Here is a 16,635-nt window from a genome sequence, read left to right on the forward strand (position 1 = left end):
ACGGAGATTATATAGATGGAATCGCTCATTAAAGACCCTTATGCCCATCTGAATGATGAAGACTATGAGAAGCCATTTGCTGCTGGTAGAGTCCAAGCGGCCAATCTCATCACCATGGCAGGCCGGGCAACAGTGAGCTTGGATGGCGTTTGGAATTTTGTGATTGACCCGCATGACGAAGGACTTAGGCAGCGGTGGTATGAGATTCAAAACATGTCCCACTCAAAGGATTCCCCGCCCCTAGACTACGATGATGCCCATTGGCAAACGGTCAATGTTCCATCGTGCTGGAATACTGTACGTCCCGAGTGGTTTCACTTTGAAGGCAGTGCATGGTATTCCCGAACATTTGACTTACCACCGTCTTCCAAGAAAGATCGCATTTTCTTGCGTGTGGGTGCGGCCAACTATGAAGCGCGGGTGTTCTTGAACGGTCGATTTATGGGTAGTCATCAAGGTGGCTCCACGCCATTTTTCATCGAACTCAGCGCGAACTTGGAACCTTTTAACAATCTTCTGCAGATCCAGGTTGAAAACCGTTGTCGCGCAGATCGTGTGCCCATGAACCACACTGACTGGTTTAACTACGGCGGGCTGTATCGAGAGGTTTGCCTTGTCGTTCTACCTACCGTTTTTATTCAAGACTTCCACGCTGCTTGGATTAATGATCCTGCGCGCAAGGAGATTCAATTCGAAGTTTGTCTTTCCGAGCCGATTGATGGCATCGCGCAGATTGAATTGCCCGAACTTGATCAAGTATTTGAGATGGTGTTAGTCGCGGGGAAGGGTGTCAAAAAAATCAATTTAGATTTCCAGGCATGGAGTCCGGATAATCCGAAGCTTTACGAAATCCAGGTCAGTTACGGTACAGACGTGATACGCGACCGGGTGGGCTTTCGACAAATAAGGTGCCATGGTGACCGACTGTTATTAAATGGGGAGGACTTGTTTTTACGTGGCATCAGCGTTCACGAGGAAAGCCTGCCGGTCGGAAAAGTATCCAATGAACAAACAGTGCGCGACATGCTTCGACATGCCAAAGAACTGAATGCAAATTTCATTCGACTGTCCCACTACCCTCACCATGAACTTGTTGCAAGCATTGCGGATGAATTAGGGATCTTATTATGGGCAGAAATCCCAGTGTATTGGGCAATAGATTTCGGCAACCCAGACACATTCAATGATGCGAACAATCAACTGCAAGAGTTGATAAGACGTGACAGAAACCGTTCCAGTATTATTTTTTGGGGTGTAGGAAATGAAAATCATGACACTGACGCCAGACTAGGTTTCATGTCGCGGTTAGCTGCTGCTGCTCGTAAGGCGGATGACACGCGATTGATCTCTGCTGCATGTCTAATTAACAGGGAAACATTTCAAATCCAAGATCGACTTAGTGAAGTGCTGGATGTCATTGGCATCAACGAATATTTCGGTTGGTATGAGCCTTCTTTTGAGGGATTGTCTCAGTTGCTCAATAACTCAAATCCCACCAAGCCCGTCGTCATTACTGAAACAGGTGCAGACGCATTACCTGGCCTGCATGGCAAGCACTCTGATCGTTATTCAGAGGAGAGTCAATCTTTGATTTTAGAAACACAATTAAAGATGTTGAAAAAGGCAGGTTACATTCGCGGCATTTCACCATGGGTTCTCTATGATTTTAGAACTGAGCGCCGACAAAACAGTTTTCAACGAGGCATCAATTTGAAAGGGCTCATTGCAAGCGACAAACTGCATAAGAAAATTTCATTTCAAAAAGTTTCCGAGATTTATGCTGATTGGGCAAAGAATTGCACGACACCGGCCAATAAATCTAAAGGCAAAGTTTAAGAAGCATTCGCCTGCATCCCCATGAAATCCTTGGGCACTGACATTCCCCGGAAAGATCGATGAATGGATCGATGGGTCCATGAATTGAGTGGCTGTAAATTTTGGGTATCCGTAATACGTGATTGATGGGATTTTGATCTAGTTATTGGTATTTATACCTAAAGCCGTAATTTGCGATTGACGCAAAATAATTAATCTTGGCGGTTTCAAACCCCAAGTGCAACAGAGCTGGTGGCACCGAGTTTATCGGTCCAGCAGGCTTTGGTGTTAAAAGTCCCTTCTGGCAAGAAGGGTTCGGCGGGCGCTTTCCAGGCTAAAGATTTTCTAGGGCGTGTGTTTAGCTTCCAGGCAATCGCATCCAGATCTTCTTGTGAGTAGATGGATAGATCAAACAATAAAAGCTACATCAGTCAGCAATAGAAAAGGCCCCTGAATGTGAACGAGACCTTTTGCTTTATCAGCCTGGGTAGATTAGAGTCCGCCAGCCCTAATCAGTCCAACAGCCTGACCCTCAACGGCGAAGTTCGGTTGGCATCTATCTACTAAGATATTTTTGAAGTCTGGGTTCTCGGCTTGTAATTCGATCACCATACCATCTGCAGTTTTCTTTTGATTCCAACGTTTCACTGTGACTTCATCATCCAAGCGCGCAACTACGATATCGCCATTGCGTACTTCAGAAGTTTTTCTTACGGCAAGATAGTCGCCATCCAAAATTCCGGCATCACGCATACTCATACCAACTACTTTGAGTAAGTAATCGGCACCCTTGCTAAACAAGCTTGGGTCAATAGGCACTTGTTTTTCAATATGCTCAATTGCTGTGATTGGAGAGCCTGCGGCGACACGACCAATGAGTGGCAGTGTAAGTTGCTGAAGTGCGCCAGAGGGTAAAGACATCTGACGATATTTGTTTGGATTGTGTGTCTGATTAAAGCGTTGTGGAATGCGAATGCCACGCGAAGTTCCTGGTGTCAGCTCGATATATCCTTTTTTTGCTAATGCGCGTAAGTGCTCTTCGGCTGCGTTGGCAGAAGCAAAGCCTAGTTGTGTTGCAATTTCTGCGCGAGTCGGAGGTGAGCCGCTTTCATCAATGGCCTTGGTGATTAGTCCCAAAATCTCACTTTGACGTGAGGTCAGCTTGGGGAGGGCAGTCAGCTCCTCTGGAAAATCGACTGTATTTATGTCCATACTGGAATTATATACAGCACTTTTTGAATATTCAAGCAATTCAGAGGCGGATAATGGAGGAATGAGCTCAAAACCCAGCATTTCTGAAAATACTCGGCATCTCCTGGTCTTAGGCATGGGGGGCACCATTGCGGGCCTCGCGCCAAACCCCGAAGAAAACCCTCTCCAATATCGGGCTGGACAGGTGGGGATTGATGCATTGGTGGCTCATATTCACTCAGTCGTGCCTGAGGGGGTCAAGCTAGTATCACGTCAGGTGGCAAACGTCAATAGCCGCAATTTGACTGACGCCCATCTCACTGCGCTGGGGCTTGCGGTAAGAGAGGCTCTGCTGGATGCTGCTGTAAGGGGGGTTGTGATTACCCACGGCACCGATACGATTGAAGAGACGGGCTTATTTTTGCAGGCAACCTGTGGAAAGTTGGCCCAGACACAGGGTAAGCGAGTCATTTTGACGGGGGCAATGTTGCCAAGTAATGCGCCTGGGGCTGACGGCCCTTCCAATCTATTAGACGCGTTGCGCTGGGCTTCTACATCCATTGATAACTGCCCTGGCGGCATTTATGCGGTAATGGACGGGCGCGGATGCATGGCACTCGATCTGGCTAAGCGCCATGCCACAGCCCTCAATGCTCCATTACAAGATGCTCCATCAAGCTCAGTGGGCCTCATTAATCCTTCTTGGTTGTCTGGTGTCAAGGCGGTACAAGCTGCTTGGAATGAGGATTTACCGATTCCCGAAGTGGGCGAGTGGTCTTGGGTTGAGATTTTGACCAGTCATGCAGGTGCACGTCCTGAAACCATCAAACAGTGGCTAGGTAGCTCTGTACAAGGCTTTGTACTCGCTGGGTCAGGGCATGGCGGGTTTCATGATGACTGGGCAAAACCTTTGGACCAGGCAATGGCCCAAGGTATTGCTTTGGTGAGAACAACTAGAACAGGCGCAGGCGCTACTTTGCGAAACATTCCTGAGGTGGATGCGCCTGGATGCTGTGCATCTGGGGCATTGACTGCACCCAGGGCCAGAATTGCCCTGCAATTGGCTTTAAATGCGGCAAAGCAGGCAAATAAAGCTGGTAAACCCCTGACTTGGCAGGATTTTTTTGCTAGAATAGCGGACTTACCTGAAATTCGGTAAGGACTTAAAAGCTGTAAATTTCTGTAGTTAGTTTTACCTACAATTTGTTGCTACCTTGTCACACTGGCGCTAACTTTAAAACCATCGGAAGTTAGCAAGATGCCCAGGTGACTTTATCCTTAAGGAGTGTTAGATGCGTCATTATGAAATCGTCTTTATCGTCCACCCGGACCAAAGCGAGCAAGTGCCTGCGATGATCGATCGCTACAAAGCGACATTAGCTGCTGCTGGCGGCAAAATTCATCGTATGGAAGATTGGGGTCGTCGTCAGATGGCTTACATGATCGACAAACTTGCTAAAGCCCATTACGTTTGTATGAATATTGAGTGCGACCAGAAAACTCTGGACGAGCTCGAGCATGCATTCAAATTTAACGATGCTGTTTTGCGTCACCTCATCATCAAGACTAAGAAAGCTGAAACAGAGCCTTCCATCATGATGAAAGAAGTGCAACGTGAAGAAGCGCGCAAATCAGCTCAATCCGACGCTCCTGTAGCAGCGGCTTAAGTTAGAAATTTGAAGAGGAACACACAGACTAGAAAACGTATCAGAGTGACGGAGCGGCGTTGAATCATTTCACCCTAACTGCATTCTTGGTATCTAAAGACGCGATTCGATTTACACCAGCAGGAATACCGGTGATGCATTGTCAGCTAGAGCATAGCGGCGAAGTAAGCGAGGTAGGAATGGCTAGGAAAATTCAGATGAGTGTTGAAGCCATAGCAATCGGCCCGATACAAAAGGGCTTAGAGCAAATGGATTTAGGTGCTGAGGCAGTGTTTGAGGGATTCTTGGCACCCAAGACTCTACGTAATCAAAGACTTGTTTTCCATATCACCCATATTCAATTGAAAAATTAAAGAGGAAATCATCATGGCGTTTGGAAAGAAACCCGATTTCAAAAAGAAACCAGCTCAGAACCCATTGTTCAAGCGTAAGCGTTATTGCCGTTTCACTGTTGCTGGCGTAGAACAGATTGACTACAAAGATGTAGACACATTGAAGGACTTCATTGGCGAAAACGCCAAGATCACTCCTGCACGTTTGACAGGCACAAAAGCTAAATATCAGCGTCAGTTAGACACTGCTATCAAGCGTGCTCGTTACTTGGCTTTGTTGCCATTCTCCGATCAACACAAGAAATAATTGGGAGCCCTCAATGCAAATCATTCTTTTAGAAAAAGTAATTAACCTGGGCAACCTCGGTGACATCGTTCGTGTTAAAGACGGTTACGCTCGTAATTTCCTGATCCCACAACGCAAAGCTCGTCGTGCAACTGAAACAGCTATCGCTGACTTTGCAGTACGTCGCGCTGAGTTGGAAAAATTGGCTGCTGAGAAATTAGCTGCTGCTGAAGCAGTTGGCACAAAGCTTAAAGACTTGGTTCTCGAAATCGGTCAAAAAGCGGGTGTTGACGGTCGTTTGTTTGGTTCTGTAACCAACCATGACATCGCTGATGCTTTGAAAGCTAAAGGCTTTGTAATTGAAAAAGCTTCTGTACGTATGCCTACTGGCCCGTTGAAGATGGTTGGTGATCACCCTGTAGCGGTAGCTGTTCATACCGATGTAGTGGCTGACATCACTATCCGCGTAGTTGGCGAGCAAGCGTAAGTTTTAGATCTGTAAGCTAGCCTCATGGCTGAATCCCGCTCACGCTCTCTTATGTCAAATACTGGCATGATGGGTTCTGGGGATCCAGCCTTGCAGGCGCTCAAAGTACCGCCGCATTCTGTAGAGGCCGAGCAATCATTGCTCGGCGGTCTACTGATCGATAATACAGCCTGGGATCGCCTAGGTGGTGTGTTAACTGATAAAGATTTCTATCGTCCTGAACATGCTTTGATCTACAAGGTCATTCAGCGTTTAGTTGGCGACAATCATCCCGCTGACGTCATTACTGTTCATGAGGCTGTTAAGTCCGAGCAAGGTGGCGATTTAGTTGGTATTGATTACCTCAATTCATTAGCGCAAAGCACTCCAAGTGCAGCGAACATTAAAGGCTATGCCGATATTGTTCGTGACCGCAGCATTCTGCGTCGCCTAATCGAAGTGTCTGACAACATTGTGAACTCTGCATTTGTTCCAGAGGGTCGTTCAGTGAGGACGCTCTTGGATGAAGCGGAATCACGCATTCTCCAAATTGGTGAAGAGGGTAGTCGCAAAGCAGATTACCTCGAGATTGAGCCTTTGCTCAAAACCGTTGTTGCTCGTATTGATGAGCTCTACAACCGCCAAGGTGGAAGTGATATCACCGGTATTGCAACGGGATTTATTGATCTAGATAAACAAACTAGCGGTCTGCAAAAAGGCGACTTAGTGATTGTTGCTGGAAGACCGTCGATGGGTAAAACGGCGTTCGCATTGAATATCGCTGAGAACGTTGCATTGGCTGAAGGCTTGCCGGTTGTTGTGTTCTCTATGGAGATGTCAGGCGAGCAATTAGCGGCTCGTTTGCTGGGCTCGGTAGGGCGCGTTGACCAAGGTCGTATGCGTACTGGCAAGTTGCAGGATGATGAGTGGCCACGAGTTACCGATGCGATTGCCCGCCTAAGTAATACCCAAATTTTGATTGATGAGACTGGGGCTCTTTCCAGTTTAGAGTTGCGTGCTCGTGCGCGTCGTATTGCTCGTAACTTTGGCGGAACACTTGGTCTTGTTGTGATTGATTACTTGCAGTTGATGAGTGGCTCCGGTTCTGAGAACCGTGCTACTGAGATTTCTGAGATCTCTCGCTCTCTCAAGTCCCTTGCAAAAGAATTGCAGTGCCCGGTTGTTGCGCTCTCACAGTTAAATCGTGGTCTTGAGCAGCGCCCTAACAAGCGTCCAATCATGTCTGACTTGCGTGAGTCGGGCGCGATCGAACAAGATGCCGACTTAATTATGTTCATTTACCGTGATGAGGTGTATCACCCAGATACCACTCAGGACAAAGGTATGGCGGAGATCATTATTGGCAAGCAGCGTAATGGACCAATTGGTACTGTGCGCTTAAGCTGGCAAGGCCCATATACCAAGTTTGATAACTTGGCGATGGGGTCTGTTGGCTATTCTTCTGGTGGATACGAACCTTTTTAATTCAAAAGAAAAAAGCTGAAACTAATAAGCAACAACAATAAGAATAAAAAAAGCCTCGCAATGCGAGGCTTTTTAACTTGATGCGAAAGATATTTACTTGCCGCCTTCACACTTCTTGATGGATGCAGCTTTAGCGGCACCATAGAGTGGCTTGCCATCTTTGCTTACTGCCTTTGCTTCGCAGCCAGCATCAGCGGCTGCGCCACCCATACATTTTTTAATGGATGCATCTTTAGCTGCACCAAAGAGTGGCTTGCCTTCTTTGCTAACCGCCTTAGCTTCACAAGCAGCTTGATCGGCAAAAGCGATAGATGGAATTGCAAAACTGAATGCAATACTTAATGCAATAATGATTTTCTTCATGATTAATTCTCCTGAGTTAGTTCAATGCACTTCTACTGCAGTAATGCCTTAAAAATTACACTTGCTTCATAACCATATTTTGCGTCGCAACTGGAGCGGGGAATCCGGCAGCAGCAAGCGATTCACTCATGATACGGTTGCTATCGAAATAGACCTGCCAGTAGTGATCATTGTTGCAGTAGGGGCGTACAGCCAATACCGGCCCAACAAGATTGAACTCCAAAATATTGACCTCTACAGATGGATCTTGTAATACGTTGGATATAGAAGCAATCTTTTCACGCAACAGTTTCATGGCGGCTTGTTGATCAGCGGCGCCAGAGAGTTGGCACTTAAGATCAACTCGACGATAAGGACTATGGCTAAAGTTCTGAATGGTGTCACCCAAAATTTTGGTATTACCAATCATGGTTGCAATGTTGTCTGGCGTATAGATGGTGGATGAAAATAGGCCGATCTCTTTAACAGTTCCTGTAACTCCGCCCGCAGTAATGAAGTCACCGACTTTGAAGGGGCGCAACACGATTACAAATACACCGGCTGCAAAATTAGAAAGTAAGCCTGCCCATGCCGCTCCGATGGCGACACCAGCGGTGGCAATTAATGCGGCAAAGCTAGTAGTCTGAATACCAAAGTAACCCAGAATGCCAATAACCAAAAGAATATTTAAGGTTACAGAAACCACTGAACCGACATATCGCAGGATGGTTGGATCCAATTTTTGTTGCTCTAATCCTTTACGTAAAAGATTCAAGGCAACGCCAATTAACCAGCGGCCAATAACCCAAAAAGCGATAGCAGCCAAAATCTTGAGGCCAATATCCGTTGCGGCTGTTACCAAAATCTCTTGAATACGATTTAAATCAATTTGATTCATTGCTAAATTCCTCTGTCATTTAAGGCTTAAGGCTTAAGGCTAACGTGAAAAATATACTAATACTGATTATTTCTAATAACTAAATAGAAGGATATTGGCCTTACAGTTAATAGATATTAACTTCATAGCTAATTATTATTAATCATCACCATGTAGGTAGAAGGCTGCCAGCAAATCACTGTCTTAAAACGGAAATAATGCTCCCATGAAATATTTAAATAAATCGCAGTTATTTTTTGGCGTATTGGTCTTTACTTCGATATTAGTGATTCATACACCTACATCATTAGCTGCGGGGAGTTGCGATAACTATACCCCTGATGCAAATGGAACCACCGTTACATGTAATTCAGTAGGTTCAACATCTGCAGGTGTAATTTCTTCGCAAGGCAGCACGACAGCGGGAAATAATGTCACTGTCAACATTAACTCTGGCACCGTCATTACTATTAATGGTTCAACAGTTGGGGTTGGGAGCGGGGCGAATATAACTAATAATGGGGCATTAAATACAAGCTCCTTTTTTTATGGGTATGGCATCTCTTCAGGTGTTAATGGTAGATCACAGGCTGGTGGTAGTACTATCACCAATAATGGCTCTATTGTGACAAATGGTATTAATGCATCAGGAATTACTATTAGCGCTACCAATGCCGGTTCAGCGGCAAACACCATTACGAACGCCGGCACGATATCAACTGGCGGTAGAGGGGCAAATGGCATTGATGTAGAAAATGGTGGTGCAATTACGGCGATTAATAACTCTGGAACGATTGCTGCGACTGGGGCATTATCAAACGGAATACAGATTAAAGGCGCTGCAAACATTACCAACTCAGGAGTAATTTGTCCTTCTGCGATTTCTGGAGGAGCTTGCGTCTCTGGAGGTGCCGGAACGGGGAGCGGCATACAGATCGATAACAATCCAAATCCTAACAGAAGCACAATTACTAATGCGGTCTCAGGCATCATTGGCGCCCCAAATACTGCAAATTTTGCAATCTACAGCGCTCAACAGCCGGGCGTCGATGTTTATAACTACGGAAAAATTCTTGCTGCAAGCGCATCAGCAACGGCAATCAATTTTGCCGGATCGATGAGTGGGGGTTCTAACAATACCGTGACTCTGTATGGCGGTTCTACTTTGTTAGGTGGCATTGGCTTTAATAAAGGCAATACGCAGGAAACATTAACATTTAACGGTCTTAGCAATGCTAATTTTAATAATTCAGTTTCCGGTTTGAATATTATTAATTCCATCAACGGTTCTAATGTGGTGATGAATAGCTCGAGTGCATACGAATTGGTATCTGGAGGTGTTGCGGTTGATGATACTTCTAGTTTAAATATTTCAGGAGTGATTCAGGATCAAGCGAGCCCTAGTGCTGCGACATCCAGTATTGCCAAGACAGGCGCTGGCACCTTAACCCTCTCTGGCACCAATACTTATACTGGTGGCACTAGCTTAAATGCTGGCACGATTGCCGTTGGCAATAATGCAGCCCTTGGCACTGGTGGTCTAGCTATGGCAACGGGCACCATCTTGCAAGCAGCTTCTTCCGTGAGCTTGGTCAATGCTGTATCAACTGCTGGTACTGCAACAGTAGACACCAATGGCAATAGCTTGGGTTTATCTGGAATCATCTCTGGATCTGGTGCATTGACCAAAGTAGGCGCCGGTACTTTAGCCTTATCCGGGGCAAACACTTATACGGGCGATACCAACATTAATGCTGGTTCAATCATTTTGACTGGCTCCATAACTTCCAATACTCACGTTGCTGCAGGAGGAATGCTGCAGGGTGATGGCACGATTAATGGAGCTGTAGCTAATGCGGGAAATATTCGGCCGAGCTTTAATGGCTCAGCCACTACTCTCACTATCAATGGAAATTATGTTGGCAATAGCGGAACTTTTACTAGCAATGTTTGGGGGCCCAATACCAGCCCAATTGCTGACCAGTTGATTATTTCTGGGGCTGGTAATGCTGCCTCTGGAACCACTGGAATCGTAGCGGTTGATCGAGGTGGCTTGGGCAAGCCCATATCAGGTAATGAGATTCCTCTAGTAACTGTTGCTTCGGGTGCAACAACAGGGGCTGGTGCATTTGCCTTGTCTGGTCGCGTCGCTTCGGGTGCTTACGAGTACAACCTGTATAGAGGCGGTTTAATTCCGGGAACCAATCAAAATAATTGGTATCTACGTACCGATAATCCAGACCCCCCAGTTGTTGCAATTACTCCGGATGCGCGTGAGCGTATTGAAGTTGCGGTATATCCAGCCCTTCCTTCTTTAATTCAGATGTATGCTCAGACAGCTGTTGATACCTTAGATCAACGCCGTGGGGATTTAAATCTAGTTGATCCAAACTCATTCAATCTGAAGAAGTCTAATGACTGGGCTCGCATTATTGGAAAAACTGGTACATCCACTCCATCGAATATTAATGATGGCCCAAAACTTAATTTCAATGCTTATGCTTTGCAATTTGGCGTTGATCTGTTTAAAAATGAAGAGCTCGCTGGATCGCGAACTTATGTTGGTCCATATGTCACGATTGGTGGCGCTAATGGAAATACCTCAAATCAAGCGGGCACGACATCAACTGGCAATATCAATGGCATGCAGGCTTATTCCCTCGGTTTATATGGAACTCATTTTGCAGAAAATGGTCTGTATATTGATGTGCTGGCACAAGGCTCCAGATATCTCAATGCCAATGCAAGCTCAGTTCAGGGTGCTGGACTAAAAACACAGGGCTCTGGTTTCACGGGATCATTTGAGACAGGTGGTCGCTGGAATATGACTGAGAAATTCTTAATTTCTCCGCAAGCGCAGATTGTGTATGACGCCATCGGCATGAATAACGCAAGTGACGCATATGGACAAATCAACTTCAATAAGAGCGAGATTAGCCGTGGACGCTTGGGTATATTAGCTGGTCACAAAGATACTCTTGCAAGCATGCCAATATTTGCTCATCTGCGTGCCAACTACTGGAGTGTATTTAACGCTGGCACCAGTACAACCTTCCAATCTCTCTATGGTGTCAATCCCATTACATTCCAATCCCAAACTGGATCCCGCTGGATAGCCTTAGATGCTGAGGTAAATGCATGGCTGACTAAGTCAACCAACCTCTTCTTGAATCTTGGTTGGGAAAACTCTTTAGTGGGTACCTATCAAGCTATATCAGGTAGAGTTGGCCTGCAAACCCGCTTTTAAAGCTAAGGGGTTTGCTGGGCAGTAAGTCTTCTGGCCTCAGTAAACCTAGCTGCCCAGTAGGGCGTAGTGATGTACTCCAGGCGCACAGTTCCTCCAGCGCTTGGGGCATGTACAAATCTGCCTTGACCCACATAGATCCCTGCGTGTGAATATTTTTCACCGGTGGTATTAAAGAAAATAAGATCTCCTGGTGCAGGAGCTTGATTTTCAACACTTCGTCCTTTGGTGCTCATTTCTTGAATGGTTCTCGGTAGCTTGATATTGGCCGACTTCTGGTAGACATAAGCAATTAGTCCACTGCAATCAAATCCGCCCTTGGGATTATTTCCACCGTAGCGATAGGGCACACCAACTAAACCTACTGCTGCAATGGAGATGTCCTCTGTGCCTACACTCGAATCTTGTTTAAATTGAGAAAATTTAGCTGCATTATTTTTTGAGCCAAAGCTACTGCATCCCGAAAGGAAGAGTAAGGCGCAAATAAAAATGCCGCACCCCATGAGAGTGCGGCATGAGAGGGGTTGATTAGAGCGCGTCAGCAGCATGATCCGCAAGACGTGAACGTTCGCCGCGGGCTAGAGTCACATGTCCACCATGACGCCAGCCTTTGAAGCGATCCACTACATAGGTAAGACCAGAAGAGCCTTCAGTTAAGTAAGGCGTATCGATCTGGGCAATATTACCTAAACAAACAATCTTAGTGCCTGGACCCGCACGAGTGACTAAAGTCTTCATTTGCTTAGGTGTTAAGTTTTGCGCCTCATCAATAATCACAAACTTACTCACAAAGGTTCTGCCGCGCATGAAGTTCATGCTCTTCACTTTGATGCGTGAACGAATCAGTTCCTGAGTGGCGGCACGACCCCATTCACCAGCGCCATCCTCATTGCGTTGTAACACCTCAAGGTTGTCGTCAAATGCACCCATCCAAGGCTGCATTTTCTCTTCCTCGGTACCTGGTAAGAAGCCGATATCTTCACCAACAGGAACAGTAGCGCGAGTGATGATGATTTCGTTATAGCGCTTACTATCTAGAACTTGTTCTAAGCCGGCAGCTAATGCTAGCAAGGTTTTACCAGTACCCGCTTGACCCAGCAGCGTGATGAAATCCACGTCGGGATTCATCAGCAAGTTCATGGCAAAGTTCTGTTCGCGGTTACGCGCAGTCACGCTCCATACATTATTTTTCTGATGTGAAAAGTCTCTCAAGGTTTGAAGGAGGGCAGTCTTGCCATTGATCTCTTTTACTTGAGCATAGAAAGGTGTAGAGCCATCTGGGTTTTCTTGATAGACGAATTCATTGACTAACATGCTGGGTACTGAAGGGCCGGTTACACGATAGAACATCGTTCCGGATTTACCATCAGCCCAGCTTTCCATGTCTTTGCCATGCTTTGGCCAAAAGTCTGCCGGTAAGGCCATGACTCCCGAATACATTAAGTCACAATCTTCCAGCACTTGGTCGTTGAAGTAATCTTCAGCAGGCAATCCTAAGGCACGTGCCTTAATGCGCATATTGATATCTTTGGATACCAATACCACCTCTTGGCCCTTGCGGGTCTTTTGTAACTCACTAACAACTGCCAAGATGAGGTTGTCACCTTTGCCTTCAGGCAAGCCCTCAGGTAACGCCTGGGTAGTGAGCTTAGTTTGGAAAAAGAGTCGACCAGAGACATCCTGATTGCCGAGCTTACTCAGTGGAATGCCTTCATCAAGCGTGCCACTGGTGCCGGCAACCAATTGATCTAAAGAGCGGCTAACGGTTCGAGCATTACGAGCAACCTCAGTCATCCCCTTCTTGTGATTATCCAATTCTTCCAGGGTAGTCATTGGTAGGAAGAGGTCGTGCTCTGAGAAGCGGAATAGCGAGCTTGGATCATGCATCAATACGTTGGTATCCAAGACAAAGAGGCTTGGAGGACCGGTGCGAATAATGCGCTTTGGTTTCTCTGGAACGCTTGATGCTCTCTTATCGCTGCGCTCATTACGTGGCGCAACTGGACTGCGATCACTTTTGATTTTCTCGAGCGCCACTTCAGCGGCAGAGAGATCCTCTTCAGCATCTGTTGCCCAATCTGGCGCATGGCTTTCCATCACAACAGTTTTTGCTGGTGCAGGACGCTTCTTTAAGTTTGGAGTGTCCTTACTGCTAATTTTTACTTGGCCAGCAATTTGAGTTGGGATTGGGGGCAATGGCATGCAGACTCTCCTAAAAGAAAAAACCGTCAAGCGGATTGCATTGACGGTTTATAACGAAACTGGGTGTAAAACGATCTGTAAAACGGCGGGGGTTGTTTACCGAGCCTGTTCTTAAATATTCAGGCTGATGAGTCAAACGGATTGTTAGACTTTCCCGTCGTTTACGGTGCATATGAACAACTTTACCCCAAATTTTGGGCTTTGCAAGTACCCCGGATTAAATTAATTTAAAAATTATTTAGCGGCTTGAGCTGCTTGTAATACCTCTGTCACATGTCCTGGAACCTTGAGGCCGCGCCACTCTTTAACGAGCTTGCCTGAGGAGTCAAAGAGGAAGGTGCTGCGCTCAACACCGCGTACCTGCTTGCCATACATATTCTTGAGCTTCATCACGCTAAAGAGCTGACATAGGGTTTCTTCGGCATCCGCAACGAGCTCAAATGGCAGCTCCAGTTTGCTACGGAAGTTGTCGTGCGATTTGAGGCTATCTCGAGATACGCCAACGATCAAGGTATTGGCTTTGGTGAAGGCGTCAATATTGTCGCGGAATTCCCCGGACTCGGCGGTGCAGCCAGGAGTCATATCTTTTGGGTAAAAGTAGATAACCAGCTTTTTGCCTTTAGCTGAATCTGGCGTAAAAGTTAATCCCGATGTTGCTGGGATTGCGCACTGGGGGATTGGCTTGCCGATTTCTACTGTCATGATGGTCTCTCTAATTTAACTTTATGTATTACGTAATCTGATGTTACTTAAACTGCTTGCAAAATAAGTTCGCCACTTCGGTTGGGGATCTCACCCCAAGTGACTGGCTGTACTGCTATTTTATCGAGTTGCTTAGTGGCTTCCCAGGATTGATGCAGTTCACCCATGGTGACAAGGTCGTGGCCTTGGTTTAGCCATCCAGCGAGCAATTGCTCAAAGGCGGGGAGTAGCTTTTGACCTTCAAGCTCAGCGTGAAGCGTAAAGACTTGGTCATTCGGATTGCTTTGGGTGATTTCCAAGAGTTTCTTTACAGCACCGAACTCGTCGGCATCATCAATGCCAATTAATTCATCAAAGGTGGGTAATGTCGTTGGGTACTGGACATGTTTAGCTTTGCCAGAAGGCAGGTCAAAGCGATAAGGCATCAAGTTAGGCTCGGCTCTACCATCGGAAGAGTATTTAATACCCCATTGATCGAGTTGCTCGAAAGCCGCCTCATTCATTTGCCAGCCAGCAGCACCATAAGTAACTGGCGGATGGCCAAAGATCTCCACAAAACGATCCCAGCTTTTTTGCATCTGCGCTTTAGTCCATTGGCTATCGCGATTGCGCACAGCGTCTTGCCAAGCTACATGATCCCAAGTATGAATGCCAGTTTCATGGCCAGCTAAATCAATTGCACGCATTTCGGCAGCGGCTTGTTTGCCAATGTCGGGTCCAGGTAAGAGGACGCCGTAGAGCAGGGTTTTGATGCCGTAATGCTCAACAACGGAAGTGCGACTTACTTTCTTTAGAAAGCCTGGCTTAAATACCCGCTTAAGAGCCCAACCTGTGTGGTCTGGGCCTAAGCTAAATAGGAAGGTGGCTTTAAGGCCAAAACGCTCAAGCGTGCGCGCTAGATTGGGGACGCCTTCTTTGGTACCGCGTAAGGTATCAACGTCTACTTTGAGGGCAATCTTAGCCATGAACCTCTGTGCTTACTCGCTATCAACCAAGTGACGTGCTTTTTCCACATCTTCACGATAGGCTTCGAAAATATTCTTCAGCGCGTCGCTCATATTGGTAGTTGGCTTCCAACCTAATTCACTCATCGTGTTATCAATTGCAGGAACGCGATTCTGAACGTCTTGATAGCCTTCACCGTAGTAAGCGCCAGAAGTAGTTTCGACAATCTTCACTTCATTGGCTGTCTTTGCGTACTCTGGAATGCTGCGAGCGATTTCCAACATCTGATTAGCCAGTTCGCGAATAGAGTGATTGTTCTTTGGATTGCCGATGTTGTAGATCTTGCCATTAGCAACACCATCTTTGTTATCGATGATGCGCATTAGAGCATCGATACCATCGTCAACATAAGTAAAGGCACGTTTCTGAGCGCCACCATCAACCACGTTAATAGATTCACCGCGAACGATATGACCTAGGAACTGAGTTACTACGCGGGAGGAGCCTTCTTTTGGTGTGTAGATGCTATCTAAACCAGGGCCAATCCAGTTAAATGGGCGGAAGAGCGTGAAGCGTAAGCCTTCCATACCGTAACCCCAAATTACACGATCCATCAGTTGCTTAGAGCAAGCGTAAATCCAACGTGGCTTATTGATTGGGCCGTAAACCATATTGGATTTAGCGGGATCAAATTCACCATCTTCACACATGCCATAGACTTCGGATGTGGATGGAAATACCAAATGCTTTTTGTATTTAACAGCTGAGCGAACGATAGGTAGGTTGGCTTCGAAGTCGAGTTCAAATACTTTTAATGGTTGCTGAACGTAAGTGGCTGGTGTCGCGATTGCTACTAAAGGCAGTATGACGTCGCATTTGCGGATGTGATATTCAACCCATTCTTTATTGATGGTGATGTCGCCTTCAAAGAAGTGCATACGAGGATGGTTTACTAAATCACCAAGGCGATCGTTCTGCATATCCATGCCATAGACATCCCAATCGGTTGTCTCAAGGATGCGCTTTGAAAGGTGGTGACCAATAAAGCCGTTTACGCCAAGAATGAGTACTTTTTTCATCT

16 protein-coding genes and 1 pseudogene are annotated in these 16,635 nt (G+C 46.3%); 8 read left to right on the top strand and 9 right to left on the bottom strand.

Translation table 11 applies throughout. The annotated features are described in order from the left end of the window. The first annotated feature begins 15 nt into the window (after window positions 1-15). On the top strand, window positions 16-1,836 hold the full coding sequence (locus tag ACIQZ3_RS02325) for a glycoside hydrolase family 2 protein (protein WP_397389976.1): 1,821 nt from the start codon (window positions 16-18) through the stop codon (window positions 1,834-1,836). A 206-nt stretch (window positions 1,837-2,042) separates the two neighbouring features. Here the strand turns inward: ACIQZ3_RS02325 and ACIQZ3_RS02330 are convergent. After that, a pseudogene (locus ACIQZ3_RS02330) lies at window positions 2,043-2,225 on the bottom strand (hypothetical protein); the annotation flags it as partial. An 82-nt stretch (window positions 2,226-2,307) separates the two neighbouring features. Beyond that, window positions 2,308-3,027: a transcriptional repressor LexA gene (lexA, locus tag ACIQZ3_RS02335; protein WP_397389978.1), complete on the bottom strand. Its 720-nt coding sequence runs from the start codon at window positions 3,025-3,027 to the stop codon at window positions 2,308-2,310. A gap of 61 nt (window positions 3,028-3,088) precedes the next feature. On the opposite strand from lexA, the gene ACIQZ3_RS02340 reads away from it, so the two are divergent. The 6 genes from ACIQZ3_RS02340 (at window position 3,089) to dnaB (ending at window position 7,242) form a co-directional block, all read left to right on the top strand. Further along, on the top strand, window positions 3,089-4,165 hold the full coding sequence (locus tag ACIQZ3_RS02340) for an asparaginase domain-containing protein (protein ID WP_397389980.1): 1,077 nt from the start codon (window positions 3,089-3,091) through the stop codon (window positions 4,163-4,165). A gap of 133 nt (window positions 4,166-4,298) precedes the next feature. Then, window positions 4,299-4,673 carry a 30S ribosomal protein S6 gene (rpsF, locus tag ACIQZ3_RS02345; protein WP_015421573.1) on the top strand — a complete coding sequence of 125 codons (375 nt, stop codon included), beginning with the start codon at window positions 4,299-4,301 and terminating at the stop codon, window positions 4,671-4,673. Window positions 4,674-4,732: 59 nt separating this feature from the next. Continuing rightward, a complete protein-coding gene (gene priB, locus ACIQZ3_RS02350) occupies window positions 4,733-5,026 on the top strand; it encodes a primosomal replication protein N (protein WP_397389982.1) in 294 nt (97 codons plus the stop codon). A 13-nt stretch (window positions 5,027-5,039) separates the two neighbouring features. Further along, the gene (rpsR, locus tag ACIQZ3_RS02355) at window positions 5,040-5,312 is read left to right on the top strand and encodes a 30S ribosomal protein S18 (protein ID WP_011902267.1); all 273 of its coding nucleotides are present in this window, start codon (window positions 5,040-5,042) and stop codon (window positions 5,310-5,312) included. Window positions 5,313-5,325: 13 nt separating this feature from the next. Next, window positions 5,326-5,778, top strand: a complete 453-nt coding sequence (rplI, locus tag ACIQZ3_RS02360) for a 50S ribosomal protein L9 (RefSeq protein ID WP_216224092.1) — start codon at window positions 5,326-5,328, stop codon at window positions 5,776-5,778. Between the two features lie 24 nt (window positions 5,779-5,802). After that, a complete protein-coding gene (gene dnaB, locus ACIQZ3_RS02365; protein WP_397389984.1) occupies window positions 5,803-7,242 on the top strand; it encodes a replicative DNA helicase in 1,440 nt (479 codons plus the stop codon). Between the two features lie 93 nt (window positions 7,243-7,335). On the opposite strand, the gene ACIQZ3_RS02370 is transcribed toward dnaB, so the two are convergent. Further along, complete coding sequence (locus ACIQZ3_RS02370) at window positions 7,336-7,605, bottom strand: hypothetical protein (protein ID WP_397389986.1); 270 nt, start codon at window positions 7,603-7,605, stop codon at window positions 7,336-7,338. A 55-nt stretch (window positions 7,606-7,660) separates the two neighbouring features. Then, window positions 7,661-8,482 carry a mechanosensitive ion channel family protein gene (locus ACIQZ3_RS02375; RefSeq protein ID WP_397389988.1) on the bottom strand — a complete coding sequence of 274 codons (822 nt, stop codon included), beginning with the start codon at window positions 8,480-8,482 and terminating at the stop codon, window positions 7,661-7,663. A 205-nt stretch (window positions 8,483-8,687) separates the two neighbouring features. Here ACIQZ3_RS02375 and ACIQZ3_RS02380 point away from each other — a divergent pair, with 205 nt between their 5' ends. Next, complete coding sequence (locus ACIQZ3_RS02380; RefSeq protein ID WP_397389990.1) at window positions 8,688-11,708, top strand: autotransporter outer membrane beta-barrel domain-containing protein; 3,021 nt, start codon at window positions 8,688-8,690, stop codon at window positions 11,706-11,708. A 2-nt stretch (window positions 11,709-11,710) separates the two neighbouring features. On the opposite strand, the gene ACIQZ3_RS02385 is transcribed toward ACIQZ3_RS02380, so the two are convergent. The 5 genes from ACIQZ3_RS02385 to ACIQZ3_RS02405 all read right to left on the bottom strand — a co-directional run bounded on the left by ACIQZ3_RS02385 (window position 11,711) and on the right by ACIQZ3_RS02405 (window position 16,633). After that, a complete protein-coding gene (locus tag ACIQZ3_RS02385) occupies window positions 11,711-12,253 on the bottom strand; it encodes a C40 family peptidase (RefSeq protein ID WP_397389992.1) in 543 nt (180 codons plus the stop codon). Further along, window positions 12,234-13,907: a PhoH family protein gene (locus ACIQZ3_RS02390; RefSeq protein WP_397389994.1), complete on the bottom strand. Its 1,674-nt coding sequence runs from the start codon at window positions 13,905-13,907 to the stop codon at window positions 12,234-12,236. The genes ACIQZ3_RS02385 and ACIQZ3_RS02390 overlap by 20 nt, the downstream gene beginning before the upstream one ends. Before the next feature lie 234 nt (window positions 13,908-14,141). Beyond that, window positions 14,142-14,609 carry a peroxiredoxin gene (locus ACIQZ3_RS02395; protein ID WP_397389996.1) on the bottom strand — a complete coding sequence of 156 codons (468 nt, stop codon included), beginning with the start codon at window positions 14,607-14,609 and terminating at the stop codon, window positions 14,142-14,144. A gap of 47 nt (window positions 14,610-14,656) precedes the next feature. Then, on the bottom strand, window positions 14,657-15,574 hold the full coding sequence (locus ACIQZ3_RS02400; protein ID WP_397389998.1) for a polysaccharide deacetylase family protein: 918 nt from the start codon (window positions 15,572-15,574) through the stop codon (window positions 14,657-14,659). 12 nt (window positions 15,575-15,586) lie between these two features. Beyond that, the gene (locus ACIQZ3_RS02405) at window positions 15,587-16,633 is read right to left on the bottom strand and encodes a bifunctional UDP-4-keto-pentose/UDP-xylose synthase (protein WP_397390000.1); all 1,047 of its coding nucleotides are present in this window, start codon (window positions 16,631-16,633) and stop codon (window positions 15,587-15,589) included. Between the last annotated feature and the right edge of the window lie 2 nt (window positions 16,634-16,635).

This window comes from Polynucleobacter sp., assembly GCF_044342855.1.
In the GTDB taxonomy this organism is placed as follows: Bacteria; Pseudomonadota; Gammaproteobacteria; order Burkholderiales; family Burkholderiaceae; genus Polynucleobacter.

What these genes read in the sequence shown, in the direction of transcription:
- ACIQZ3_RS02325 (WP_397389976.1), top strand. Translation starts at nt 16, where the DNA reads ATGGAATCGCTCATTAAAGACCCTTATGCCCATCTGAATGATGAAGAC.
- lexA (WP_397389978.1), bottom strand. Translation starts at nt 3,027, where the DNA reads ATGGACATAAATACAGTCGATTTTCCAGAGGAGCTGACTGCCCTCCCC.
- ACIQZ3_RS02340 (WP_397389980.1), top strand. Translation starts at nt 3,089, where the DNA reads ATGAGCTCAAAACCCAGCATTTCTGAAAATACTCGGCATCTCCTGGTC.
- rpsF (WP_015421573.1), top strand. Translation starts at nt 4,299, where the DNA reads ATGCGTCATTATGAAATCGTCTTTATCGTCCACCCGGACCAAAGCGAG.
- rpsR (WP_011902267.1), top strand. Translation starts at nt 5,040, where the DNA reads ATGGCGTTTGGAAAGAAACCCGATTTCAAAAAGAAACCAGCTCAGAAC.
- rplI (WP_216224092.1), top strand. Translation starts at nt 5,326, where the DNA reads ATGCAAATCATTCTTTTAGAAAAAGTAATTAACCTGGGCAACCTCGGT.
- dnaB (WP_397389984.1), top strand. Translation starts at nt 5,803, where the DNA reads ATGGCTGAATCCCGCTCACGCTCTCTTATGTCAAATACTGGCATGATG.
- ACIQZ3_RS02370 (WP_397389986.1), bottom strand. Translation starts at nt 7,605, where the DNA reads ATGAAGAAAATCATTATTGCATTAAGTATTGCATTCAGTTTTGCAATT.
- ACIQZ3_RS02375 (WP_397389988.1), bottom strand. Translation starts at nt 8,482, where the DNA reads ATGAATCAAATTGATTTAAATCGTATTCAAGAGATTTTGGTAACAGCC.
- ACIQZ3_RS02380 (WP_397389990.1), top strand. Translation starts at nt 8,688, where the DNA reads ATGAAATATTTAAATAAATCGCAGTTATTTTTTGGCGTATTGGTCTTT.
- ACIQZ3_RS02385 (WP_397389992.1), bottom strand. Translation starts at nt 12,253, where the DNA reads ATGCTGCTGACGCGCTCTAATCAACCCCTCTCATGCCGCACTCTCATG.
- ACIQZ3_RS02390 (WP_397389994.1), bottom strand. Translation starts at nt 13,907, where the DNA reads ATGCCATTGCCCCCAATCCCAACTCAAATTGCTGGCCAAGTAAAAATT.
- ACIQZ3_RS02395 (WP_397389996.1), bottom strand. Translation starts at nt 14,609, where the DNA reads ATGACAGTAGAAATCGGCAAGCCAATCCCCCAGTGCGCAATCCCAGCA.
- ACIQZ3_RS02400 (WP_397389998.1), bottom strand. Translation starts at nt 15,574, where the DNA reads ATGGCTAAGATTGCCCTCAAAGTAGACGTTGATACCTTACGCGGTACC.
- ACIQZ3_RS02405 (WP_397390000.1), bottom strand. Translation starts at nt 16,633, where the DNA reads ATGAAAAAAGTACTCATTCTTGGCGTAAACGGCTTTATTGGTCACCAC.